General features: G+C 69.9%; 23 protein-coding genes. 14 read left to right on the forward strand and 9 right to left on the reverse strand.

What is annotated here, in order from left to right:
* Positions 1-163: 163 nt before the first annotated feature.
* Both VHB27_RS19380 and VHB27_RS19385 read right to left on the reverse strand, forming a co-directional pair.
* Positions 164-631, reverse strand: coding sequence for a nuclear transport factor 2 family protein (locus tag VHB27_RS19380; RefSeq protein ID WP_325603598.1), 468 nt, complete (start codon positions 629-631; stop codon positions 164-166).
* Positions 628-1,260 carry a pyridoxamine 5'-phosphate oxidase family protein gene (locus VHB27_RS19385; protein ID WP_325603600.1) on the reverse strand — a complete coding sequence of 211 codons (633 nt, stop codon included), beginning with the start codon at positions 1,258-1,260 and terminating at the stop codon, positions 628-630. The genes VHB27_RS19380 and VHB27_RS19385 overlap by 4 nt, the downstream gene beginning before the upstream one ends.
* A 163-nt stretch (positions 1,261-1,423) precedes the next feature.
* On the opposite strand from VHB27_RS19385, the gene VHB27_RS19390 reads away from it, so the two are divergent.
* On the forward strand, positions 1,424-2,329 hold the full coding sequence (locus tag VHB27_RS19390; protein ID WP_325603602.1) for a LysR family transcriptional regulator: 906 nt from the start codon (positions 1,424-1,426) through the stop codon (positions 2,327-2,329).
* A 63-nt stretch (positions 2,330-2,392) separates the two neighbouring features.
* Here the strand turns inward: VHB27_RS19390 and VHB27_RS19395 are convergent, their stop codons facing one another.
* The gene (locus tag VHB27_RS19395; protein WP_325603604.1) at positions 2,393-2,548 is read right to left on the reverse strand and encodes a hypothetical protein; all 156 of its coding nucleotides are present in this window, start codon (positions 2,546-2,548) and stop codon (positions 2,393-2,395) included.
* Between the two features lie 251 nt (positions 2,549-2,799).
* Complete coding sequence (locus tag VHB27_RS19400) at positions 2,800-5,421, reverse strand: MMPL family transporter (RefSeq protein WP_325603609.1); 2,622 nt, start codon at positions 5,419-5,421, stop codon at positions 2,800-2,802.
* Positions 5,422-5,699: 278 nt separating this feature from the next.
* Between VHB27_RS19400 and rpmE the strand changes: the two genes are divergently transcribed.
* Positions 5,700-5,924 (forward strand): 50S ribosomal protein L31, encoded by a 225-nt coding sequence (gene rpmE / locus VHB27_RS19405; RefSeq protein WP_325603611.1) that lies wholly within the window; start codon positions 5,700-5,702, stop codon positions 5,922-5,924.
* Positions 5,925-6,160: 236 nt separating this feature from the next.
* On the forward strand, positions 6,161-6,628 hold the full coding sequence (locus VHB27_RS19410; RefSeq protein WP_325603613.1) for an Hsp20 family protein: 468 nt from the start codon (positions 6,161-6,163) through the stop codon (positions 6,626-6,628).
* A gap of 79 nt (positions 6,629-6,707) precedes the next feature.
* On the opposite strand, the gene VHB27_RS19415 is transcribed toward VHB27_RS19410, so the two are convergent.
* Complete coding sequence (locus VHB27_RS19415; RefSeq protein WP_325603615.1) at positions 6,708-6,905, reverse strand: DUF1192 domain-containing protein; 198 nt, start codon at positions 6,903-6,905, stop codon at positions 6,708-6,710.
* Between the two features lie 301 nt (positions 6,906-7,206).
* Between VHB27_RS19415 and VHB27_RS19420 the strand changes: the two genes are divergently transcribed.
* Complete coding sequence (locus VHB27_RS19420; RefSeq protein WP_325603617.1) at positions 7,207-7,785, forward strand: DUF1013 domain-containing protein; 579 nt, start codon at positions 7,207-7,209, stop codon at positions 7,783-7,785.
* Positions 7,786-7,819: 34 nt separating this feature from the next.
* Here the strand turns inward: VHB27_RS19420 and VHB27_RS19425 are convergent, their stop codons facing one another.
* On the reverse strand, positions 7,820-7,993 hold the full coding sequence (locus VHB27_RS19425; RefSeq protein ID WP_325603619.1) for a YdcH family protein: 174 nt from the start codon (positions 7,991-7,993) through the stop codon (positions 7,820-7,822).
* Positions 7,994-8,139: 146 nt separating this feature from the next.
* Here VHB27_RS19425 and VHB27_RS19430 point away from each other — a divergent pair, with 146 nt between their 5' ends.
* From VHB27_RS19430 to VHB27_RS19440, 3 genes are read left to right on the forward strand one after another with little or no spacing between them, the layout of a single operon-like run.
* On the forward strand, positions 8,140-8,343 hold the full coding sequence (locus tag VHB27_RS19430) for a YdcH family protein (RefSeq protein WP_325603621.1): 204 nt from the start codon (positions 8,140-8,142) through the stop codon (positions 8,341-8,343).
* Between the two features lies 1 nt (position 8,344).
* Positions 8,345-8,896, forward strand: coding sequence for a 5-(carboxyamino)imidazole ribonucleotide mutase (purE, locus tag VHB27_RS19435; RefSeq protein WP_325603623.1), 552 nt, complete (start codon positions 8,345-8,347; stop codon positions 8,894-8,896).
* Positions 8,893-10,056: a 5-(carboxyamino)imidazole ribonucleotide synthase gene (locus VHB27_RS19440; RefSeq protein WP_325603625.1), complete on the forward strand. Its 1,164-nt coding sequence runs from the start codon at positions 8,893-8,895 to the stop codon at positions 10,054-10,056. Before purE ends, VHB27_RS19440 begins: the two co-directional genes overlap by 4 nt.
* A 112-nt stretch (positions 10,057-10,168) precedes the next feature.
* Here VHB27_RS19440 and VHB27_RS19445 read toward each other — a convergent pair whose 3' ends face one another.
* Positions 10,169-10,645, reverse strand: a complete 477-nt coding sequence (locus VHB27_RS19445) for a bactofilin family protein (protein ID WP_325603627.1) — start codon at positions 10,643-10,645, stop codon at positions 10,169-10,171.
* Positions 10,646-10,968: 323 nt separating this feature from the next.
* Positions 10,969-11,658 carry an EI24 domain-containing protein gene (locus VHB27_RS19450; protein ID WP_325603629.1) on the reverse strand — a complete coding sequence of 230 codons (690 nt, stop codon included), beginning with the start codon at positions 11,656-11,658 and terminating at the stop codon, positions 10,969-10,971.
* Positions 11,659-12,206: 548 nt separating this feature from the next.
* Between VHB27_RS19450 and VHB27_RS19455 the strand changes: the two genes are divergently transcribed.
* Together VHB27_RS19455 and prfB are read left to right on the forward strand one after the other, a co-directional pair.
* Positions 12,207-14,780, forward strand: a complete 2,574-nt coding sequence (locus tag VHB27_RS19455) for a penicillin-binding protein 1A (protein ID WP_325603631.1) — start codon at positions 12,207-12,209, stop codon at positions 14,778-14,780.
* A 39-nt stretch (positions 14,781-14,819) separates the two neighbouring features.
* Positions 14,820-15,951, forward strand: a protein-coding gene (gene prfB / locus VHB27_RS19460) for a peptide chain release factor 2 (RefSeq protein WP_325603633.1) whose coding sequence is annotated in 2 segments (ribosomal slippage) — positions 14,820-14,888 and positions 14,890-15,951 — 1,131 coding nt in all. Because the reading frame shifts where the segments join, the coding sequence is not laid out codon by codon here.
* 99 nt (positions 15,952-16,050) lie between these two features.
* Here the strand turns inward: prfB and VHB27_RS19465 are convergent.
* Positions 16,051-16,488 (reverse strand): hypothetical protein, encoded by a 438-nt coding sequence (locus VHB27_RS19465; RefSeq protein ID WP_325603635.1) that lies wholly within the window; start codon positions 16,486-16,488, stop codon positions 16,051-16,053.
* Positions 16,489-16,525: 37 nt separating this feature from the next.
* Between VHB27_RS19465 and VHB27_RS19470 the strand changes: the two genes are divergently transcribed.
* From VHB27_RS19470 to VHB27_RS19490, 5 genes are all read left to right on the forward strand, one after another.
* Positions 16,526-17,680 (forward strand): 2-aminoethylphosphonate--pyruvate transaminase, encoded by a 1,155-nt coding sequence (locus tag VHB27_RS19470; protein ID WP_325603638.1) that lies wholly within the window; start codon positions 16,526-16,528, stop codon positions 17,678-17,680.
* The gene (locus VHB27_RS19475; RefSeq protein WP_325603640.1) at positions 17,677-19,347 is read left to right on the forward strand and encodes a formate--tetrahydrofolate ligase; all 1,671 of its coding nucleotides are present in this window, start codon (positions 17,677-17,679) and stop codon (positions 19,345-19,347) included. Before VHB27_RS19470 ends, VHB27_RS19475 begins: the two co-directional genes overlap by 4 nt.
* Before the next feature lie 6 nt (positions 19,348-19,353).
* Positions 19,354-19,965: a glycerol-3-phosphate 1-O-acyltransferase PlsY gene (plsY, locus tag VHB27_RS19480; protein WP_325603642.1), complete on the forward strand. Its 612-nt coding sequence runs from the start codon at positions 19,354-19,356 to the stop codon at positions 19,963-19,965.
* Between the two features lie 260 nt (positions 19,966-20,225).
* Complete coding sequence (gene dprA, locus VHB27_RS19485; protein WP_325603644.1) at positions 20,226-21,341, forward strand: DNA-processing protein DprA; 1,116 nt, start codon at positions 20,226-20,228, stop codon at positions 21,339-21,341.
* Between the two features lie 16 nt (positions 21,342-21,357).
* A partial coding sequence (locus tag VHB27_RS19490) for a toprim domain-containing protein (protein ID WP_325603646.1) occupies positions 21,358-21,846 on the forward strand: 489 nt, incomplete at its 3' end.

Below are 21,846 nucleotides of genomic sequence, written 5' to 3' on the forward strand. Positions count from 1 at the left end.
GCCTGCTCCTCGACCACCGCGATCAGGCGGTTCCACATGATCTGGCGGTGGATCTGCGCGAGGGCATTGGTCTCGTGGGACATGGGCGCTCCGGTCGGTCGAAGCCCCCAGTATAAGGCCCCCGTGCCCGAGGGCTAGTCCGGAGTCATCACGCCCGTATGCACTAGCCGGGCAGCCCCGGATGGTCCGCCGGCCGCGTGCCGAGGGGCCAGTGGAACAGGCGGTCGGCCGCGCGGACGGGAACGTCGTTGATCGAGGCCTCCCGCCGGCGCATCAGCCCGTTCTCGGCGAATTCCCACTGCTCGTTGCCGTGGCTGCGGTACCACTGGCCGGAATCGTCGTGCCATTCATACGCGAAGCGCACCGAGATGTGGTTGCCGGTCTGGGCCCAAAGCTCCTTGACCAGGCGGTAGTCCAGTTCGCGTGCCCATTTGCGGCGCAGGAACGCCACGATCTCGGCGCGGCCGGAGAAGAACTCCGCCCGGTTGCGCCAGCGGCTGTCCGGCGTATAGGCCAGGGCGACGCGTTCGGGGTCGCGGCTGTTCCAGGCATCCTCCGCCATGCGGACCTTGCGCGCCGCCGTCTCGGCGTCGAACGGGGGGAACGGCGGCCGGGCTTCGGGATCGGTCATGGTTCGGCTCCTTGCGGGGACGGGGTCGACAGGGACAGGCGGGCGCGCAGCGCCGCGTTCTCGGATTCAAGCGCCTCGATCCTGGCCTGCAAGCCCGACAGCGTGGCCGCGACGTCGGCGGCATCGAATTTCTGCGGGATGTGCTGGCGGCAGTTGATGTCCCACGCCTCCACCTCGAACACGATCACCTGCTCCGGCCGGGCCTTGTAGCCCTCCGGCATCAACCGGACGAGCAGGTCCGGGTCGTCCTCCACCACGCGGGCGCGGCCCCAGAGCTTCACCCGCTGCTGGTGGGCGTAGTCCATCAGGAACAGGAACGCCCTGTCGTTCTCGGCCAGGTTGCCGGTGGTGACGTATTGGCGGTTGCCGGCATAGTCGGCAAAGGCCAGGGTCTGGCCGCCGAGGTGGCGGATGAAGCCCTTCGGGCCGCCGCGATGCTGGGCATAGGGCTGGCCCTCGGCGCTGGCCGTCGCCAGGTAGGCGGTGTCCACCGCGCCCAGGAACGCGACCAACTCCGGCGTGAGCGTGGTGCGGAACCCGCCGCGCCGCTCGAACATCGCGCGGGAGCCCTTGCGCGCCTGCACCTGTTTGACCGTGTCGGTGAAGGCGATGTCGGATGAAACCTGCATGGCGGCCTCTCTGCTGGACGTCTCTGTCGGGCGTCCCTGTCGGGCGTCTCTGGCCGGCAGCCTCAAGGGGCGGGCGCCGGCGACGGTCGCGAATATGATTGCTTCCGTCCCTGGCGTTAATCCACCATGCTGGGAAGGGATTATTCGTGTTCCAGCAAAGACGATGACAGACCGCTTCGACGCCATGACCGCCTTCATCGCCGTCTGCGACGCCCGCGGCTTCTCCGCCGCCGCGCGGCGCCTGCATGCCGCGCCGTCGGTGGTGACGCGCCTGGTCGCGGGGCTGGAGCAGCGGCTGGGCGCGCAACTGCTCAGCCGCACCACCCGCTCCGTCCGGCCGACCGAGGCGGGGGAGCGGTTCCTGGACCATGCCCGCCGCATCCTGGCGGAGCTGGAGGAGGCCGAGGCCGCCGCGGTCGCCGAACGGACCCGTCCGCGCGGCCGGCTGGTGGTGTCGGCGCCCCTGCTGTTCGGCCGGCTGCACGTCGCGCCGCTGCTGTCGCGGCTGTTGTCGCGGCATCCGGAGCTGACGGCGAACCTGCTGCTGTCCGACCGCTATGTCAGCCTGATCGAGGAAGGCATCGACCTTGCCATCCGCATCGGCCACCTTCCCGATTCCGCCCTCATCGCTCGGCGTCTGGGGGAGACGCGGCGCGTCTTCGTGGCCGCGCCCGCCTATCTCGCGGCGTGCGGCGGGCCGCCGGCGCACCCCGACGACCTCGCGCGGTTCGAGCTGGTGGGGTTCGAGCCGCTGTACGCCGGCCCGGAATGGCGTTTCACCGCGCCGGACGGACATGAGTTCCGGGTGGCCGCGCGCCCTCGCTTCTCCAGCAACAGCGGCGACGCGGCGATCGGGCACGTGCTGGCGGCGGGCGGCATCACCGCGGCGCTGTCGTACCAGGTGGCGGACCACGTCCGCGCCGGGCGGCTGGTGCGGGTGCTGGAGCCGTATGGCCCGCCGCCGTCGCCGATCCAGGCGGTGTTTCCGGGCGGGCGGCTGATGGCCGGGAAACTGCGCGCCTTCCTCGACCTGGCGGAAGAGGTCGGCAGGGACTGGCAGTTCGCGTGAGGTGGCCGGTCCCGGTTGCGTGAAATCGGGGCCGGCGGCGTTTCAGTTACGATCGAAACGACCTCAGCATGGATTGGCGGAGGTGCCGTTGGTGCAGGTCACGCTGGACCCCGGCGGAACGACGACCGTGGTGTTGCGCGGCGGGGGCGGGTTCTCGTGCAGGCTCAGGCAGCCACCGAGCGCGAGGGGAACGAGGATGGCCAGAATTCGTTTCTTCATGCGATGGATCCTCCAGGAGCGTCGTGACGGGCACATGGTTACCCCGGCGCGGCCGGGGAACGTGCCGGCGCTCAATTGAGCGTGTCGGGATCATCACGAAACGGGTAGCGGAATGAAAATCGGGCCGGGCGGCACCGCGCCCTTCGTCACCGGGTGTGGGCGCCGAGACGGGCAACGCATGGCGCCGGCGCTGCCCCCTTTGGTCCGCCCCCTTTGGCCCGCCCCCTCAGGCCCGCCCCCTCAGGCCCCCCTTAGGCCCGCCCCCTTACACCCTGGTCCCCGGTGGCCCTGACCTCCGGGCCCGTCAGCCTGGACAGCAGCGCGGGGATGAACACCAGGCTTGCCAGCAGCTTGCAGGCCAGGCTGATCAGCAGCAGCTCGCCCATGCTCGCGGTACCCGGATGCGCCGACAGCGCCAGGGACCCGAAGGCGGTGCCGGTGGTCAGGGCCGAGAACAGGATGGCCCGAGCGGTCGGACTGCCCAGGGGACGGCGTTCGCCCGCGCGCCAGTTCATCACGAAATAGATGTTGAACGACACGCCGACGCCCAGCAGCAGGGGCAGGGCGATGATGTTGGCGAAGTTCAGCGGCAGGGGCAGCAGCACGGCCACCAGCAGCGTCAGCAGCGCCGACATCAGCAGCGGGGCCATCACCAGCCCGACGTCCAGCGGCTTGCGCAGCAGCACCGCCAGGATCACGGCGATGGCGATGACGGCATAGGTCGCGGCGGAGCGGAACGCGCCGACGATCGTGTCGCTGGTGGCCTCGATGGTCACGGCGGCGCCGCCCGCGTCGGGGGCGACGGCGGTCACCTGCTCGACGAACTGGTGCAGGCCGGCGGGCGACTGCGCCGCGGGCTTCGGGTTCACCTGGATCCGCGCGCGGCCGTCCGGCAGCAGCCAGTCACGCGCGAAATCGGCCGGGATGTCGGCCGCCGTGATCGGCTTCGCGCTCAGCGCCGTGCGCAACTGGTCCAGCTCGGTCGGCAGGAAGTGGGTCAGCGCGTCGTTCAGGGCCATGACGGTCGCGTCCGACGCGGTCTCGACGCGCTTGAGGTCGCCCGCGATCGCCGCCAGCGGGTGGTCCTGCGGCAGCTTCTGCGTCGCCGGCTCGATCTGCGACAGCGCCGTCTTGGCAGCCAGCCTGACCTGGTCGGGCGTGATCGGGGCGGCGCTGCCGTGCGGCGCCAGCGTCGGCGCCAGGATGTTGTCGGCGTCCGCGATGATCGCCAGCTTCTGCTGCTGGTCCGCGGGGATAAAGCTGTTCAGGCTGATCGTGCCGTCGACCAGCGGCAGCTTGTCCAGCTTCTCCGACAGCGCCGCCGCCGCCTTCAGGTTCGGGGTCAGGATATCGATCGTATAGGGGTTGGTGACCGGGTTGTTGATCAGGTCGCGCAGCGTGCGCATCGCCTCGGTGTTCGGGTTCTTGGTGTCCAGCGGGTCCGAATCGAATTTCAGCATCGGCGAGACGGCGACGGCGAGGACGGCCAGCACGCCGAAGCCGACCAGGATCCGGCCGCGGTTGTGGATCACCGGCGGGTCCAGCCGGGCGGCCCAGGCGAACCCGACCTCGGCCATCTCGCCGGGCGGGCGGAACACGGTGATCGCGGCGGGCAGGAACGCCAGGGTGCAGAGGAAGGCGATCAGCATGCCCGCGCCGGCGATCAGCCCCAGCTCCGCCACGCCCTGGAAGGCGGTCGGCACGAAGGCCAGGAAGCCGGCCGCGGTCGCCAGGGACGCGATCAGGATCTGCACGCCCACCCGCCGCGCGGTCTCGGTGATCGCGCGGCCCGGATCGCCGGTGAGGTAGCGGTATTCGCGGTATCGGACCGAGAACTGGATGGCGAAATCCACCGCGATGCCCACGAACAGCACGCCGAAGCCGACCGAGACCAGGTTCAGCGTGCCGACGAAGACCGCGGCGAACAGCACGGTCAGCATCAATCCCAGGATCAGGGTCATCAGGATCGGCACGATCAGCCGCCAGGAATGCACCGCCAGGAACAGCCAGATCGTGATCAGGACCAGGCTGCCGATCATGCCTTCGACCGCGCCCTGGGCGACCGAGGCGAACTCCTCGTCGGCCAGCGCGACCTGGCCGGTGATGCGCACCCGGGCGTCGCCGGCCTTGACGTAAGGCAGGTCGGCGATGATGGCGCGCATGGCCTGCGTCGCCTCCCCGCCGGGCTGGAGCGAGCCGAAGTTCTGCTTCACCTGGGCGAGCACGAACTTATAGGGACCGGCCAGCTTGCTGACGCCGCCGCCCAGCAGCGTCTGCCACGACAGCGGCTGGGGATGGCCGTCGAGCGCGGCGGCCATGGCTTTGTGGAACCCCTCGATCGGCGTCATGTACGGCGTCAGGTCGGCATTGGTCTGCGTCACGCCCATCCCGAGCAGCGACAGCGCCGAGAACAGGCCCCGCGCCGAGGGATCGGCGACGAGCTGGCCCAGGAACGGCTGCGCGTCGATCGTCTGGTCCATCAGGTCGGACAGGTCTTTCTTCGACAGGAACAGCAGGCCTTCCTGGCGGAAGAAGGCGTTGTCGTCCGGCCGCTGGACCATGGTGAAATGGGTCTTGTCCTCCTCCAGCCGTCGCGCCAGTTCGGCCGCGGTCGCGTCGGCTTCCTCGGGGATGCGGGCGTTGACGACGGCGACCAGCAGGTCGTGGAACTGCGGGAAGTCCTTGGCCATCTCCGCCCCCTGCTTGCGCCAGGGCAGGTTGGCCGAGAACATCTCGTCGGTATTGGTGGTCACGCCGAGATGGCCGGACGCGTACCAGGCGGAGAAGGCGGCTAACAGGATGCCGCCCAGCAGGAAAAGGGCGGCGAAGCGGCGGCTGACATCGACCAGGCCGACAAGGCATCGGATCAGCATGAAGCGGGGGCGTCCGTGGGGGAGTGGGTGGGGGTTGCAACGAGCGACCACCCGTCTAGACGCACCTTCGTGCTCAGGTCCATGCCAAAGCGGCCGGCCGGTGTTCAAAATGCCCGACAGGCAAAGGGGAAACGTTCTGTTCCTCCATGGCCAGGCCCTCCATGGCCAGGTCATGACGCGGCGAGCGTCTTCGGGCTTGAGCGGACGGACCGGGCCCGCTATACGCGGCGGCTTGCGCGGCCGGTCGGGATCGGCGGCGCCAGCAAGGACAGCATATCATGAAGCCGGGCATCCACCCCGATTACCATACGATCACCGTCATCATGACGGACGGCACGCAGTTCACCACCCGCTCCTGCATGGGCGCCGAGGGCGACACGCTGCGGCTGGACATCGACCCGAAGTCCCACCCGGCCTGGACCGGCGTGCAGCGGATCATGGACACCGGGGGTCAGGTGGCCAAGTTCAACAAGAAGTTCGCCGGTCTCGGCATCAAGAAGTAGCGGACCCGCGGCGGGGGCGACGTTCGGCCGCCCCCTTTCGTTGCCGCTCCTCCGCTTGGTGCCTTGCGCACACGCGCCGCACCGCCGCGTTTTCCGTGGCGGCCACTTGACGGCGCATTTCGCCCTTCTTACCTCCTGCGGTGTCGGGAACGCCCAATGCGGGTTCCCGGGCTTTCGACCGGATCTGCCAATACCGGAGATCCAGACAATGACCTTGCTTTGCAGGAGGTTTGACCATGACGACTGTCGATTTCGCACCTTTGTTCCGTACCGCGATCGGTTTCGACCGTCTCGCCCGGCTCGTGGACAGCGCGGCGTCCGGGGCGGACGCACAGACCTATCCCCCCTACAACATCGAAAAGACCGGTGACGACACTTATCGCATCACCATGGCCGTCGCCGGATTCCGTCCGGAAGACCTGGAGCTGACCGCCAAGGAGAACACGCTGGTCGTCTCCGGCCGCATCCCGGCCGAGGCCCAGAAGCACGAGGTTCTCTATCGCGGCATCGCCGGGCGTGCGTTCGAGCGCCGCTTCGTGCTGGCCGACCATATCGTCGTCGAAGGCGCCGATGTGGACCTTGGCCTGCTGCATGTGAACCTCAAGCGCGTGGTGCCCGAGGCGCTGAAGCCGCGGAAGATCACCATCGGCGGCGCGGCCGCGCCTTCCATCGCCAACGACGGCGTGACGGCCAAAGCGGCGTAAAGGCCCAAACGGCACAACGCCGGCAACGGCTTGATCGGCCGGAAAAGGCGGGGGTCGCAAGGCCCCCGCCTTTCTGCGTTCACGCCGATGGCTTGCGGAAGAACGCGTCGGCGGCGGAGCGATGGCTCTGCTTGCGGTGGATGTCCGCCTCGACGCGGCCGATCTCGCCCTTCAGCGCCTCGATATAGGCGTGCAGCTCGTCGACGCCCAGCGTGTCGAGGGGAAGGGGATCGAGCCAGCGGCGTTTGCGGATGGGGGTGTCCTCGTCTTCGGCCATGCGAACTCCTATATTGTCCGGGACAGTAAACCCTGGCGCACCGGAGACGGCCAGCGGGGCGACCGGTGGCCGGCCAGCGGGGTGCCCCAGCGGGGTGCCCCAACGGGGTGCCCCAGGGAGGCGGTATCGGATGACCGCGGGGCGGAGTTTGGAAGGCGTTGGCCCTCAAACCCGCTTGACCCATCCGGATTCGCTTGCCATATCGCGCCCTTGCCGTGGTCTGGATGCGTTCAGGGCGCAGAATAGCCAGGATGCAACCCCCACCATAGGCCACACCTCGGCCCCAAGAGAGTGTAGAACCATGACCCTTCCGCTGATGCCAAAGGCCACCGCCGTGTGGCTGATCGAGAAAACCGCCCTGACCTTCACTCAGATCGCGGAGTTCTGCGGCATGCATCCGCTTGAGGTCCAGGCGATCGCCGACGGCGAGGTCGCGCAGGGCATCGTCGGCTACGACCCGGTCGCCAATTCCCAGGTCGCGCCCGAGGACATCCGCCGTTGCGAGGCCGATCCCAACGCACGGCTGAAGCTTCTGGTGACGTCCATGCCGGCGCCGAAGCGCCATCGCGGCGCGCGCTACACGCCGGTTGCCAAGCGCAACGACCGTCCGGACGCGATCGCGTTCCTGCTGCGCAACTATCCGCAGCTTTCGGAAGCGACGATCGGCAAGCTCCTGGGCACCACCAAGGACACGATCCAGAAGGTACGCGACCGCAGCCACTGGAACAGCGCCAACATCAAGCCGCGGGATCCGGTGATCTTGGGGCTCTGCAGCCAGACCGACCTCAATCATGCGGTGGCGCAGGCCAATGAGCGTCTGGAACGGGAAGGCCGCACCGTTCCGCCTCCGCCGCCGCCGGAGGCGGAAGAAGCCGCCTAGCCGGCGAACGGGGGAGGGTCGAACGGGTGTCCGATCAGGTCGTGAGGGTGCGCAGACGCTCCATCTCGTCCTTCAGGCGCAGTTTCTCCAGCTTGAGTCGTGTCAGGGCTTCCGTGTCCGGGCGGGGCCGATTGTCTTCATCGGAAATCCGCGTTTCGAGCGACGCGTGGCGTTCCTTAAGGGCGTCAATACGCGTATTCAAGCTCATGGACTGGGTACCTCCGTTTTCAAGCGGTCCGCCAGCATCCGCCGCAGCGGATGCGGCAAGGCACTGTAACGCGACTGCCACCCGCCTGAGAAGACACAACTTGCAAAGAGGCAGAGTTCAGGATTCTTCTACCTACGGTAGCTGTCATGCTCACCGATAAGGACTCCCTCCTCCGGAAACTGCACGGATTGCGCAGCGAGCACCGCGACCTGGACACGGTCATCGCACGGCTGGCCGACCAGGGAGCGTCCGACCAGTTGCACCTGCAGCGGCTGAAGAAGCGCAAGCTGGTACTGCGCGACGAGATCGCCTGGCTGGAAAGCCGCCTGATCCCGGACGACATCGCCTGAGATGAGCGGCTCCGGGACGCCCCTGGTCGGGATCATCATGGGCAGCCAGTCGGATTGGCCGACGCTGACCCATGCCGCGGAGACGCTGGCGAAGCTGGGCATCGCGCATGAGGTGCGGATCGTCTCCGCCCACCGCACCCCCGACCGCCTCCGCGATTACGCCACCGCCGCTCGGGGTCGCGGCCTGAAGGTGATCATCGCCGGCGCCGGCGGGGCAGCGCATCTGCCGGGGATGTGCGCCGCCTGGACGCCGCTGCCGGTGCTGGGCGTGCCGGTCGAGAGCCACGCGATGAAGGGCATGGACAGCCTGCTGTCGATCGTGCAGATGCCCGCTGGCATCCCCGTCGGCACGCTGGCGATCGGCCGGTCCGGCGCGGTGAACGCGGCGCTGCTGGCGGCCTCCATCCTGGCGATCGCGGACCCGGCCCTGGCCGGACGGCTGGACGCCTGGCGGGCGGAGCAGGCGGCATCGGTGCCGGAGGCGCCGCGGGACGTGCCGGCATTGCGGGACGTGGGGGCGGCCGCGGTACCGCGGGGCACGGCGGGGGCATGAGCGGGTTTCCGCTGCCGCCCAACGCCACGATCGGCATCGTCGGCGGCGGACAGCTTGGCCGCATGTCCGCCATGGCCGCCGCCCGCCTGGGCTATCGCTGCCATGTCCTGACGCCCGAGGCCGACAGCCCGGCCGGCCAGGTCTCGGCCGCCGTCACGCTGGGCGGCTTCACCGATCCCGCCACCCTGCGCCGCTTCGCCGAGGCGGTCGACGTCATCAGCTTCGAGTTCGAGAACGTCAGCGCCGAGGGGTTGGACCTGCTCGCCTCCATCCGGCCGGTCCGGCCGGCGCCGTCGGTGCTGCGGATCAGCCAGGACCGGATCGACGAGAAGACCTTCCTCAACGCCGCCGGCGTCGCGACGGCGCCCTGGCGTTCGGTGGAGACGATGGCGGAGCTTGAGGCCGCGGTCGCCGTGCTGGGCCTGCCGTCGGTGCTGAAGACCACCCGCCTGGGCTATGACGGCAAGGGCCAGGCGATGCTGCGTTCGGCCGAGGACCTGGCGCCGGCGTTCGAGCGGCTGCAGCCGAAGCCGCTGATCCTGGAAGGGTTCGTCGATTTCGCGCAGGAGATCAGCGTGGTGATCGCCCGCGGCGCCGACGGGTCGATGGCGGCGTTCGACACGGTGGAGAACCGGCACGCCAACCACATCCTGGACCTGACCCTCGCACCGGCCCGCATCCCCGGGGCGGCGGACGAGATGGCGCAGGCGATCGCCCGCCGCGTGGCCGAGGCACTGGACCTCGTGGGGCTGCTGGCGGTCGAGATGTTCCTGGACGCGCAAGGCCGGGTGCTGGCGAACGAGATCGCGCCGCGGCCGCACAACTCCGGGCACTGGACGATCGACGCCTGTCCGGCCAGCCAGTTCGAGATGCATGTCAGAGCGGTCGCGGGCCTGCCGCTGCCGCCGGCGACGCGGCACGCGGACGCGGTGATGAAGAACCTGATCGGTCCCGAAGGCATGGCGCTCTGGCCCGCCGCGGTGGCGGAGCCGGGGCTGATCCCGCATCTCTACGGCAAGACCGAGGCGCTGCCCGGCCGGAAGATGGGCCACGTGACCCGGCTGTTCCCGCGCGGCGCGCTGCCGGGCGATCTCGGCGTCGAGGCGGCGCTGGGCCCGCTGCTGAGTCCGCTGCTGAGTCCGCTGGGGGTTATTGCCTGAGGCGCGCGCCCCGGGAGGGCCGGTGCCGGACCGGCTCCGGCGACGCGGACACAAAAACGGGCGCCGCCGGGGCGCCCGTTTGCTTCGTCCTGGCAGAGCCGGGCGAGGAGGGTCAGGCCACCGCCTCGGTCAGCGGGCGGGGCGGCAGGTCCGATGGGGCCTGGTCGGTGATCATCTCGATCCGGCCGGTGATCTGGCCGCCGTCCTCCACCTGCAGGCGCCGGCACTTCGCGGTGCCCAGGACCTTGCCGGTGCTGCGGACGATCAGGCTGGTGCGGGCGGTCAGGGTGCCGTCGATGGTGCCGGCGATCTCGGCTTCCTCGACCTCGATCTCCCCCTTGAAGATGCCGCCCTGGGCGATCGACAGCTCCGACGAATGGACCATCGACGCCTCGAACGTCCCTTCCACCACCAGGCGCTCCGCGTCCTGCACCGTGCCCTGGACGCTGATGCCGCGGCCGACGACCAGCGTGCGGCGCTCCGCGGGATCGCGCATGGGCCGGGGCGTCATGGTGCGGGCGGCGAGGGGCGGGGCCGACGGGGTTCCGCCGGAAGCGGGGATGGACGGCGTGAATGGCGGTCTGGACATGATAGGCCCTTCCTTTGGCGGAGCGGGACGAAACGGCGGTACACCGAGGCCGCTATCGGACGGAAGCTGTCCTTGGCCTATCGGGGCGGAACGAGACTCGGGCTCGTGATCGGAAATGGAGTGGTCCTCCGGCAGAGGGGGGAGGCCGGGAGGCAGTCCGGCGGGCAGCGAGGACTCCTGGGCGGCCGACATCAGTTCGTCGGGTTTACGGCGTTTGAACAAGACACTCACCCGGTGCAAACGTGGCGTCTCCGCCTAGCATGGCGGGCGCGACGATTCCAGCCTCCCCCCAAGCATTTATAATATAACGATTTGTTACGGGATCAGAAGGCAGCGGCACGGGGCGGTACCGTTTCGGTGATGATCTGATCCATCAGGTGCACCATCGCCGCGGTGCCGATGATGGGGATCAGCAGGTTGACCAGCGGCACATAGGCCGCGAGCGCCAGGATCGCCCCGACCGCCAGCACCGGGGACCGGTTCCGGCCATAGACCGACTCGGCGACCGGGCGCGGCATCCGCCGCATCGCGACCGCCACGAACAGGCCCCGGCCGATGGCATAGGCGGCGATGATCCAGCCCAGCAGCCAGCCGATCCCCGGCAGCAGCAGCGCCAGCACCAGCGCCACGACGTTCAGCGCCAGCACCTTCAGTGCGACCACCACGCCGTCCCAGGCCTGGATCGACAGCGACGCCCCCTCCGGCGGCGGCAGGTGCGGATAGAACCGAGCCTCCACCGCGCGGCTGATGCGCTCGAAATAGAGCATGCCGATGGCGGCGGCGACCGGCAGGAACAGCCACATCGCCAGCAGCGAGGCGCCGACGGTGCCCAGGATGTCGCCCAGCCAGGCGGCCCAGGCGGGGAGGGCAAGCTGGTGGACGCCCCAGATCGCCAGGACGTGCAGGGCGGCGAAACACGCCACCGACCAGGCGACCGAGCGCCACAGCACGCCGATGAAGACCGGGTCGTTCGTCTGGCTCAGCGCCCTGGCGACGGGCTGGAACGGGTTCACTCAGGCGGCTCCTTGCCTTGCCGGTCGCGGGATACGTCCGTGCTTGTGCCGGTCATCCGCGACTTTAGCCAGTCACGAAAGGCGCGGATGGCCGGGACGGGCGCGGGAAGACGGGCGCGGGAAGACGGGCGCGGGAAGGGGAAGAGGGGCACCCCCGCCTGCCGGGTCCGCGCCATCGGCGACACGGCCCGAACGCGTTGAACCATGCGGGCTTACACCGAATTTAGGCCCGAAAAGCGGCGGATCGCGGCCCTGTAAGCCGGATATGATCGCTGGTTCGAGCAGACCAGTGAACTGCTGGTTGGCGCGGCCGGGGAAATACGTACATATCCCCGCCCATGACAGGTCCGTTGACAGCCGGCGAGCGACTCAGCCCGACAAGCCGCCCAACCAGGAACCGTGACGGCAGAGGTGGTTCCAACGGGGGCGGCTCCAACGGGGGCGGCTCCAATGGGGGCGGCCACCACGGCGGGGGCGGCGACAATGGCGGCGGAGACGACGGCGCCCCGCCGCCGAAGCCGCGCCGGCAATACCGTCCGCCCTTCCTGGTGCGGTTCGCGCGCGGCATCTTCGCCGCGACGCTGGGGATCGTCGTCCTGGGCGGCGCCGTCGCCGCGGGCGGCGGCTACATGGTCTACCGCCACTACGCCGCCGACCTGCCGGACGTGGACGGCCTGCGCAACTACAAGCCGCCGGTCATGAGCCGGGTGTTCGCCGGCAACGCCCGGCTGCTGGCCGAACTGGCGACGGAACGGCGGATCTTCGTCCCCTTCGGCGCCATCCCGCCGATCGTGCGCCAGGCCTTCATCTCGGCCGAGGACCACAACTTCTACAGCCATGGCGGCGTCGATCCGGTGGCGATCGTCCGCGCGGCGGTCTTCGACCTGCTGCATGCCGGCCAGCGCCGCCCGCTCGGGGCCTCGACCATCACCCAGCAGGTGGCGAAGAACATGCTGCTGGACAACCAGATGTCGCTGTCGCGCAAGATCAAGGAAGCGATCCTGGCCATCCGCATCGAGGACACGCTGACCAAGGACCGCATCCTCGAACTCTACCTGAACGAGATCTACCTGGGCCTCGGCTCCTATGGCGTCGCGGCGGCGGCGCAGGCCTATTTCAACAAGCCGCTGGACCAGTTGACGATCCCCGAGGCGGCGTTCCTGGCCGGGCTGCCCAAGGCGCCGAACAACTTCAACCCGTTCAAATACCCCGAGGCCGCCCGCATCCGCCGCGACTACGTGCTGGACCGCCTGGCCGAGGACCATGTCATCACCGCCGCGCAGGCTGCCCAGTTCAAGACCGAACCGATCGTGCCGGCCGAATTCCACCGCCCGCCGCCGATCCCCGGCGCCGACTGGTTCACCGAGGAGGTCCGCCGGCAGCTTATCGCCCGGTTCGGGCAGGAGGCGACGACCGAGGGCGGGCTGATGGTGCGCACCAGCCTGGACCCGGCCTTGCAGGCGGCGGCGGAGAAGGCGCTGCGCAACGGGTTGATGACCTATGACCGCCGGCGCGGCGGATGGCGAGGGCCGGTCGGCCACCTGACCGTCGCGCCGGCCGATTTCAGCAGCCGCTGGCCGACCGCGCTGGCCGCGACGGCGCATCCGCCGGGCATGCTGCCCAACTGGCGCCTGGCCATCGTCGCCAGCGCCGGCGACGCCGACGCGCAGGTCGACTGGCTCGGCGACAACGGCGAGCATCGCACCGCCACGCTGGCCCTGTCGGACACCACCTGGGCGCGGCCGGTCACCGACGGCAAGCCCGGCGCGACGCCCCGGCGGATGGCCGACGTCGTGCAGCCCGGCGACATCGTGATGATCGAGCCGGTGCAGCCCCAATCGGCGCAGCCCCAATCGGCGTCGGCCCAATCGGCGTCGACCCAAGCGGCGTCGGCCCAAGCGGCATCGGCGGACTCGCCGAAGGTGCAGCCGGCGGACGCCTCTCCGCCCGGCAAGGCCAAGGCCGCCGCGCCGGCCGGCCGCGCCTATCTGCGGCAGATCCCCCTGGTGCAGGGCGCGCTGGTGTCGCTGGATCCCCGCACCGGCCGTGTCCTGGCGATGGTCGGCGGCTGGAGCTTCGAGGAGAGCCAGTTCAACCGCGCCGTCCAGGCCAGCCGGCAGCCGGGGTCGAGCTTCAAGCCCATGGTCTACCTGACGGCGCTGGAGAAGGGCATCTCCCCCAGCCAGCGCTTCCTCGACGCCCCGGTGGTGATCGACACGCCGGACGGCAAGTGGCGGCCGGGCAACTACGAAGGCACGTTCGGCGGCCCGACGCCGCTGCGCGTGGCGCTGGAGCAGTCGCTCAACCTGGTGACCCTGCGCGTGGCCGAACGGGTCGGCATGTCGGCGATCGCCAACACCGCCATCACCTTCCACATGGTCGACCAGATGCCCAAGGTGCTGCCCGCGGCGCTGGGCGCCGTCCAGACGACGGTGATCCGGGAGGCCGGCGCCTATGCCTCGATCGCCGCCGGCGGGCGGGAGGTGGTGCCGACCCTGATCGATTCGGTGCAGGACCAGGACGGCCACGTGGTGATGCGGGCGCAGGGGCAGGATTGCAAATGCTCCGACCCGTCGCAGCCGCCGTTGCTGACCGACGACCGCCCGCAGATCGCCGATCCCGCCAGCGATTACCAGCTCATCAAGATGATGGAGGGCGTGGTGCAGCGCGGGACCGGGATCCCGGCGGTGAAGGGGCTGAACCGCCCGATCGCCGGCAAGACGGGGACGACGCAGGATTTCAACGACGCCTGGTTCTCCGGCTTCACGCCGGACCTGGTGACCGTCGTCTGGGTCGGTTTCGACACGCCGGCGTCGCTGGGCGAGAACGAGACCGGCGGCAACGTGGCGGGACCGATCTGGCATGACTACATGGCCACGGCCCTGACCGGCCATCCCATCCTCCATTTCCCGATGCCGCCGGGCGTGACGCTGGCGCAGTGGCAGAGCGGCACCGGCATGGTCACCGACGCGTTCAAGCCGGACCAGGTGCCGGGCGCCTCGGGCCCGCTGGGCGGCGGCGGCAGCGTCGTCAGCGCGTCGTCCGGCGACAACGGCCAGGGTTCGTCCGGTTCGTCCGGCGGGTCGGGCGGGATTGATAACGGCCTGGGCGGGCTGTATTGACGCTCGCTTTCGCTCCAGACCCTGCAGGCGCCTAGGATCATGTCCGCCGAAACCGATGCCCTCAACGAACAGATCAAGCAGTCCGTCGCGCTGCTGAGGAGGCATCTTTGACTGGGATGTCGCTGAAGCCCGCCTCGCGGAACTGAACAACCGCGCCGAGGACCCGTCGCTGTGGAACGACGCGGCGACGGCGCAGAAGGTGATGCGCGAACGCAACCAGTTGGCCGGCGCGATCGAAGGCGTCCGCAAGCTGGAGCAGGAGGTCGCGGACGCCCTGGAGCTGATCGAACTCGCCGAAGCGGACGGCGACGCGGACATGCTCGCCGAAGCCACCGGCGCGCTGAAGGCCGCGGCCGAGGAGGCCAAGCGCCGCGAGATCGAAAGCCTGCTGTCCGGCGAGGCCGACGGCAACGACTGTTATATCGAGCTGAACGCCGGCGCCGGCGGGACCGAGGTGCAGGACTGGGCCGAGATGCTGATGCGCATGTACATGCGCTGGGCGGAGCAGCACGGCTACAAGGTCCAGTTGATGGAAGAGTCCGAAGGCGAGCAGGCCGGCATCAAGTCCGCCACCCTGCTGGTCAGCGGCCCGAACGCCTATGGCTGGCTGAAGACCGAGGCCGGGGTCCACCGGCTGGTCCGCATCTCTCCCTTCGACGCGAATGCACGCCGGCAGACCAGTTTCGCCTCGGTGTGGGTCTATCCCGTGGTGGACGACTCGATCGAGATCGAGATCAACGAAAGCGACCTGAAGGTCGACACCTACCGCGCCTCGGGCGCCGGCGGGCAGCACGTCAACAAGACGGAAAGCGCGATCCGGATCACCCATATCCCGACCGGGATCGTGGTCGCCTGCCAGACCGACCGCAGCCAGCACCGCAACCGCGCGACCGCCATGGCGATGCTGAAGGCGCGGATGTACGAGGCCGAGCTGCAGAAGCGGGAAGCGGCGGCGACGGCGCAGGAGAACGCGAAGACCGATATCGGCTGGGGCCACCAGATCCGGAACTACGTCCTGGCGCCCTACCAGTTGGTGAAGGACCTGCGGACGAACGTCGAGACCGGCAACCCCGACGCGGTGCTGGACGGCGACCTGGATGCGTTCATGGCCGCGGCCTTGGCGGCCCGCTCCGGCGCCACGCGATCCGAGGCGAGCGCGCAGGCGCGGTAAGTGGGGGTGTCTGCGGGACGATGACCGGACAGGCGGTGAGACCAGACGGGCGGTGAGACCAGACGGGCGGTGAGACCGGACAGGCGGTGACCGGCCGCTCTACCGCCGGCGGTCCAGCCGTGGCTCCGCCCGCGGACCGCGCACCACGGGCGGGTCGCTCGGCCGCTGCGGACGCGCGTTGGGTGCCGGGGCAGGGCGCTCGAACGGCCCTTCGTCCTCATAGTAGTCCTGCGCCGTCGGCGGAATCGGCGCCCGGTCGTTGATCACCGGCTCCTGCCGGCTGCCGCGCATCGCGGCCGGCGCGTAGACGTCCTCGAAATCCATCTCCCGCTGCCCGCCCGACAGGCCGTTGCCGATCAGGCGAAGCTGGTGGCGGATCTCCTCCAACTGCATCTCGATCGCCTCCAGCCGGGACTTCACCCCCAGGACCGAGAACGGCATGAACAGGAACGCCAGCGCATACAGCAGCGCCGGCACCAGCAGCACCAGCGGCACCCACCAGGGCACCCAGTCGGGCAGGGAGAACGGAAGCGTCATGACGGCGCGTTAGTAGCACCGAACCGGACCGCGGTGGATGGATTTCTCGGTCCCGCCATGCGAGTTTCGGGCGATGCTGCTTCTGACCCCCGGTCCCGTCACCACGCGTCCCGAAGTGCGCGCCGCGCTCTGCGAGGACATCGCCCCTTGGGATAACAGCTTCAAGGACTTCCTCGCCGACCTGCGCGCCCGCATCCTGGTGCTGGCCGGCGGCGTGACAGGGACGCACGCGACCCTGCCGCTGCAGGGCTGCGGCCATTTCATCACCGAGGCGGCGCTGCGCACCTTCCTGCCGCCGGGCGGGCGGATCCTGGTCCCTGCCTCGGGCGCCTATGCCGACCGCATGGTCCGCCTGGCGCGGGAAGCCGGCCGCGTGCCCGTGCCGCTGCCCATCGACCAGGGCCGCCCGGCCGATCCCGCCGCGATCGTCCGGGCGCTGGCCGAGGACCCGACCCTGACCCATGTCGGCGTCGTCTATTCCGAAACGGGCAGCGGCGTGATCCATGACGTGCCGGCGATCGGCGCCGCCGTGCGCCAGGCCGGGCGGCGCATGATCGTCGACGCCGTCTCGGCGATCGGCGCCCTGCCGCTGGACATGTCGGCGCAGCCCGAGATCGACGCCGTCGTCTTCACCACCAACAAGTGCCTGGAAGCGCTGCCGGGCATCGCCTTCACCGTGGCCCGCGTCGACCGGCTGCTGGAAGGCGAGGGACAGGCGGGAAGCTGGTCCTTCGACCTGACCAGCATCTACCAGCATGCGCTGCGGTCGGGCTGGGGCAGCTTCCGCTTCACCCCGCCGGCGCAGGTGCTGAAAGCCGTCGGCCGCGCCCTCGACTTCCACGACGCCGAAGGCCGGCCCGCCAGGCTGGCGCGCTACACGGCCAACATGCGCACCCTCTATGCCGGGGTGCGGGCGATGGGGCTGAAGCCCTGGCTGGCGGAGCAGGCCCAGGGGCCGGTGATCGTCAACGTCCACGCGCCGGCCGACCCGGCCTGGGACCTGCAGCGCTTCGTCGACGCGCTGAAGCGGCGCGACGTCCTGATCAGCAATTTCCACAACACCCCGACCCCAACCTTCCGGGTCGGCTGCATCGGCGCCATCACGCCCGACGACATGGGCCGCGCCGTGCAGGCGATGCGGGAGGCCCTGGACGAGATCGGGGTGAAACAACGGGAGCCTGTCCTGACATGAACCCAGACCTCGCGATCGCCAGAGCGGCGAAACTCCGTCCGATCCAGGCGATCGCCGACAGGCTGGCGATACCGCCGGACGCGGTGGAGCCGTATGGCCGGCACAAGGCCAAGATCGCGCTGGATTTCGTCAAGGACGCGGAAAGCCGCCCCGACGGCGCGCTGGTGCTGGTCACCGGCATCAATCCGACCCCGGCGGGCGAGGGCAAGACGACCACGACGGTCGGCCTGGGCGACGCGCTGAACCGGATCGGCAAGCGCGCGGCGATCTGCCTGCGCGAACCCAGCCTGGGGCCCAGCTTCGGGATGAAGGGCGGCGCGGCCGGCGGCGGCTATGCGCAGGTCGTGCCGATGGACCAGATCAACCTGCACTTCAACGGCGACTTCCACGCCATCACCTCGGCCAACAACCTGCTCGCGGCGATGATCGACAACTCGATCTACTGGGGCAACCCGCTGGGGATCGACGCGCGGCGGATATCCTGGCGGCGCTGCCTGGACATGAACGACCGGGCGCTGCGCGCCATCGTCGGCAGCCTGGGCGGCGTGGCGAACGGGTTCCCGCGGGAAGACGGGTTCGACATCACCGTTGCGTCCGAAGTGATGGCGGTGTTCTGCCTGGCGCGCGACCTGGCCGACCTGCAGGTCCGGCTGGGCAAGATGATCGTGGCGCAGCGCCGCGACGGGACGAACGTGACGGCGGCCGACCTGAAGGCCGACGGGGCGATGTCGGTGCTGCTGAAGGACGCCATCGCGCCCAACCTGGTGCAGACGCTGGAAGGGTCCCCCGCGCTGGTGCATGGCGGCCCCTTCGCCAACATCGCGCATGGCTGCAACAGCGTGATGGCCACGCGGCTTGGCTTGAAGCTGGCCGATATCGTGGTCACCGAGGCAGGGTTCGGCGCCGACCTGGGCGGCGAGAAGTTCCTCGACATCAAATGCCGCGCCGCCGGGCTGAAGCCGTCCTGCGCGGTCGTGGTCGCCACGGTGCGCGCGCTGAAGATGCATGGCGGCGTGGCGCGCAGCGCGCTGGGTCCCGAGAACGTGGAGGCGGTGCGCAAGGGCACCGCCAACCTCGCCCGCCATGTCGAGAACCTGGGCAAGTTCGGCCTGCCGGTGGTGGTCGCGGTCAACCACTTCACCTCCGACACCGAAGCCGAGTTCGCCGCGATCCGCGACGCGATGGCGGCGCTGGGGGTGGAGGCGATCTCCTGCACCCATTGGGCCGATGGCGGCGCGGGGGCGGAGGCGCTGGCCCGAGCGGTGGTCAGCCGGATCGAGTCGGGGAAGGCGGCGTACAGGCCGTTGTATCCGCTGGAGCTGAAGCTGGCGGACAAGATCCGCGCGATCGCCCAGGGCATCTACCGCGCCGCCGACATCGCGGTGCCGGAGGCGGTGGCCAAGCGCCTGGCGGCGTTCGAGGAGGCCGGGTTCGGCAACGTCCCGGTCTGCATCGCCAAGACGCAGTACAGCTTCACCGCCGATCCCACCGTGATGGGCGCCCCGACCGGGCACGTGCTGCCGGTGCGGGAGGTCAGGCTGTCCGCCGGCGCCGGCTTCGTCGTGGCGATCTGCGGGGACATCATGACCATGCCCGGGTTGCCGCGCGTGCCGGCGGCCGAATCGATCTTCCTCGACCCGGCCGGCGAGATCGAGGGGCTGTTCTGAGCCGCCATGAACATGGCCTTTCCCGTCTCCGTCCTGCTCTGCGTGCTGGGCTACCTGCTGGGGTCGATCCCGTTCGGACTGCTGCTGACCCAGGCGGCCGGGCTGGGGGACATCCGCGCGATCGGGTCGGGGAACATCGGCGCGACCAATGTGCTGCGGACCGGCAGCAAGGCGCTGGCGGCGGGGACGCTGCTGCTGGACGGCCTGAAAGGGGTCGCGGCGGTGCTGGTCGCGCGGGCCTTCGGGGGCCAGCCGGTCGCGCTGGTTGCGGGCTTTGCCGCCGTGGTGGGGCACATGTTCCCGGTCTGGCTGGGCTTCCGCGGCGGCAAGGGGGCCGCGACCGGCCTGGGCGTGCTGCTGGCCGCCGCCTGGCCGATCGGCGTGACCGCCTGCGCGGTCTGGCTGGCGGCCTTTGCGATCGTCCGGATCTCCTCGGTCGGCGCCCTGGCCGGCTTCGCCAGCGCGCCCCTGGCGGCCCTGGTGATCGAAAATCCTGGCGCCTTTAAGCTGGCGTTAACCGTCGCCGTGCTGGTGTTCATCCGCCACCACGCGAATATCCGCCGCCTGGTGGCCGGCCAGGAACCGCGTGTGGGACGCCGGAAGACGGGAGCCGCCTGAGGGGGGTGCCTGATGGGGTTGCCTGAAGGGGGTTGCCTGAAGGGGTCGCCAGATGGGGTCGCCAGATGGGGTCGCCAGATGGGGTCGCCTGAGGGAGATCGCCTGGGGGATCGCCTAATGAGGATCGCCTGAGGGGGATCGCCTGAGGAGGATCACCTGAGGGGGATCGCCCCGGGAGGACGGCCTGACGGGAACGCCCGAGGGCTGGCTCCAGGCTGACCTGGCCGTGCTTCGCGGCCGGATGGGGAACACGCGCCGCCATGGCAGAGCCGACCGATCGCTTGCGCCTGATCCGGACCGAAGGGGTCGGTCCCGTGACCTATCGCCGGCTGATGGACCGGTTCGGCGGCGCCGGCGCGGCGCTGGAGGCGCTGCCGCGCCTCGCCCGAGCGGGCGGCCGCAGCCGTCCCCCGGCCATCCCCACCCCATCCGAGGTCGAGGACGAAATCGCCGTGACCACGAAGGCAGGCGGGCGGATGCTGTTCCTGGGGGAGCCGGCGTATCCGAACCTGTTGGCGATGATGGACGACGCGCCGCCCTGCCTGATCGTCCAGGGCCGGATGGCGCTGGCGGCGGGCTGCTGCGTGGCGGCGGTCGGCGGGCGGAACGCCTCGGTCAACGGCCAGCGCATGGCGGACATGCTGGCGGCGGACCTGGCGACACGGGTCACGGTGGTATCGGGCCTGGCACGCGGGATCGACACCGCCGCGCATGTCGGCGCCATGCGGACGGGCGGGACGATCGCCGTCATCGCCGGCGGGATCGATTGCCCATACCCGCCCGAGAACGCCGATCTGCACCGGCGGATCGCGGAGCGCCACCTGCTGGTGACGGAGGCGCCGGTGGGGACGGTCCCCCAGGCGCGGCACTTCCCCCGCCGCAACCGCATCATCGCCGGCCTGTCCCTGGGCGTCGTCGTGGTCGAGGCCGCGCCCCGCTCCGGCAGCCTGATCACGGCCCGCATCGCGCAGGAGCAGGGGCGGGAGGTGTTCGCCGTGCCGGGCTCGCCGCTCGATCCCCGCGCGCGCGGGGGCAACGACCTGATCCGGCAGGGGGCGATCCTGGTCGAAAGCGCGGCCGACGTGCTGGAAAGCCTGCCGATGGCGCCAATGGAATTGCGGGAAGGCGCTCGGCCGCTGCCGCCTTTCCCGGCCGGCCCGGAGGCGCTGCCATCCAGGGGTGCGACGGGCGCCGATCCGCACGCGGCGGTGTTGTCCTGTCTGTCCGCCGACCCAACAATGGTTGACGATCTGCTGCGGCGCTGCCAACTGTCACCATCCGTCACGATGGCTGTTCTTCTGGAATTGGAACTGGCAGGGCGTGTAGAGACCTTGCCGGGCAATCGAGTTGCACGCTTAGCGGACGCATCTATTTAGGATTACGCGCGGATCAATGTCGGACGTCGTCGTCGTCGAATCTCCGGCCAAGGCCAAGACCATCAACCGATACCTGGGCGGCGGCTACACCGTGCTGGCCAGCTTCGGCCATGTGCGCGACCTGCCGCCCAAGGACGGCAGCGTCCGGCCGGACGAGGATTTCGCGATGGACTGGGAGTCCGACGCGCGCGGCGACAAGCAGGTCGGGGCCATCGCCAAGGCGCTGAAAGGCGCGAAGAACCTGTATCTCGCCACCGACCCGGACCGTGAGGGGGAGGCGATCTCCTGGCATGTCCGCGCCATGCTGGCCGCGAAGAACGCGCTGAAGGGCGTCAACGTCCGCCGCATCACCTTCAACGAGATCACCCGCAACGCCGTCCAGCACGCCCTGGCGCATCCCCGCGACCTGGACCAGCCGCTGATCGAGGCCTACATGGCCCGCCGGGCGCTGGACTACCTGGTCGGCTTCACCCTCTCGCCGGTGCTGTGGCGCAAGCTGCCCGGC

Source organism: Rhodopila sp., from assembly GCF_035548235.1.
Taxonomy (GTDB): domain Bacteria; phylum Pseudomonadota; class Alphaproteobacteria; order Acetobacterales; family Acetobacteraceae; genus Rhodopila.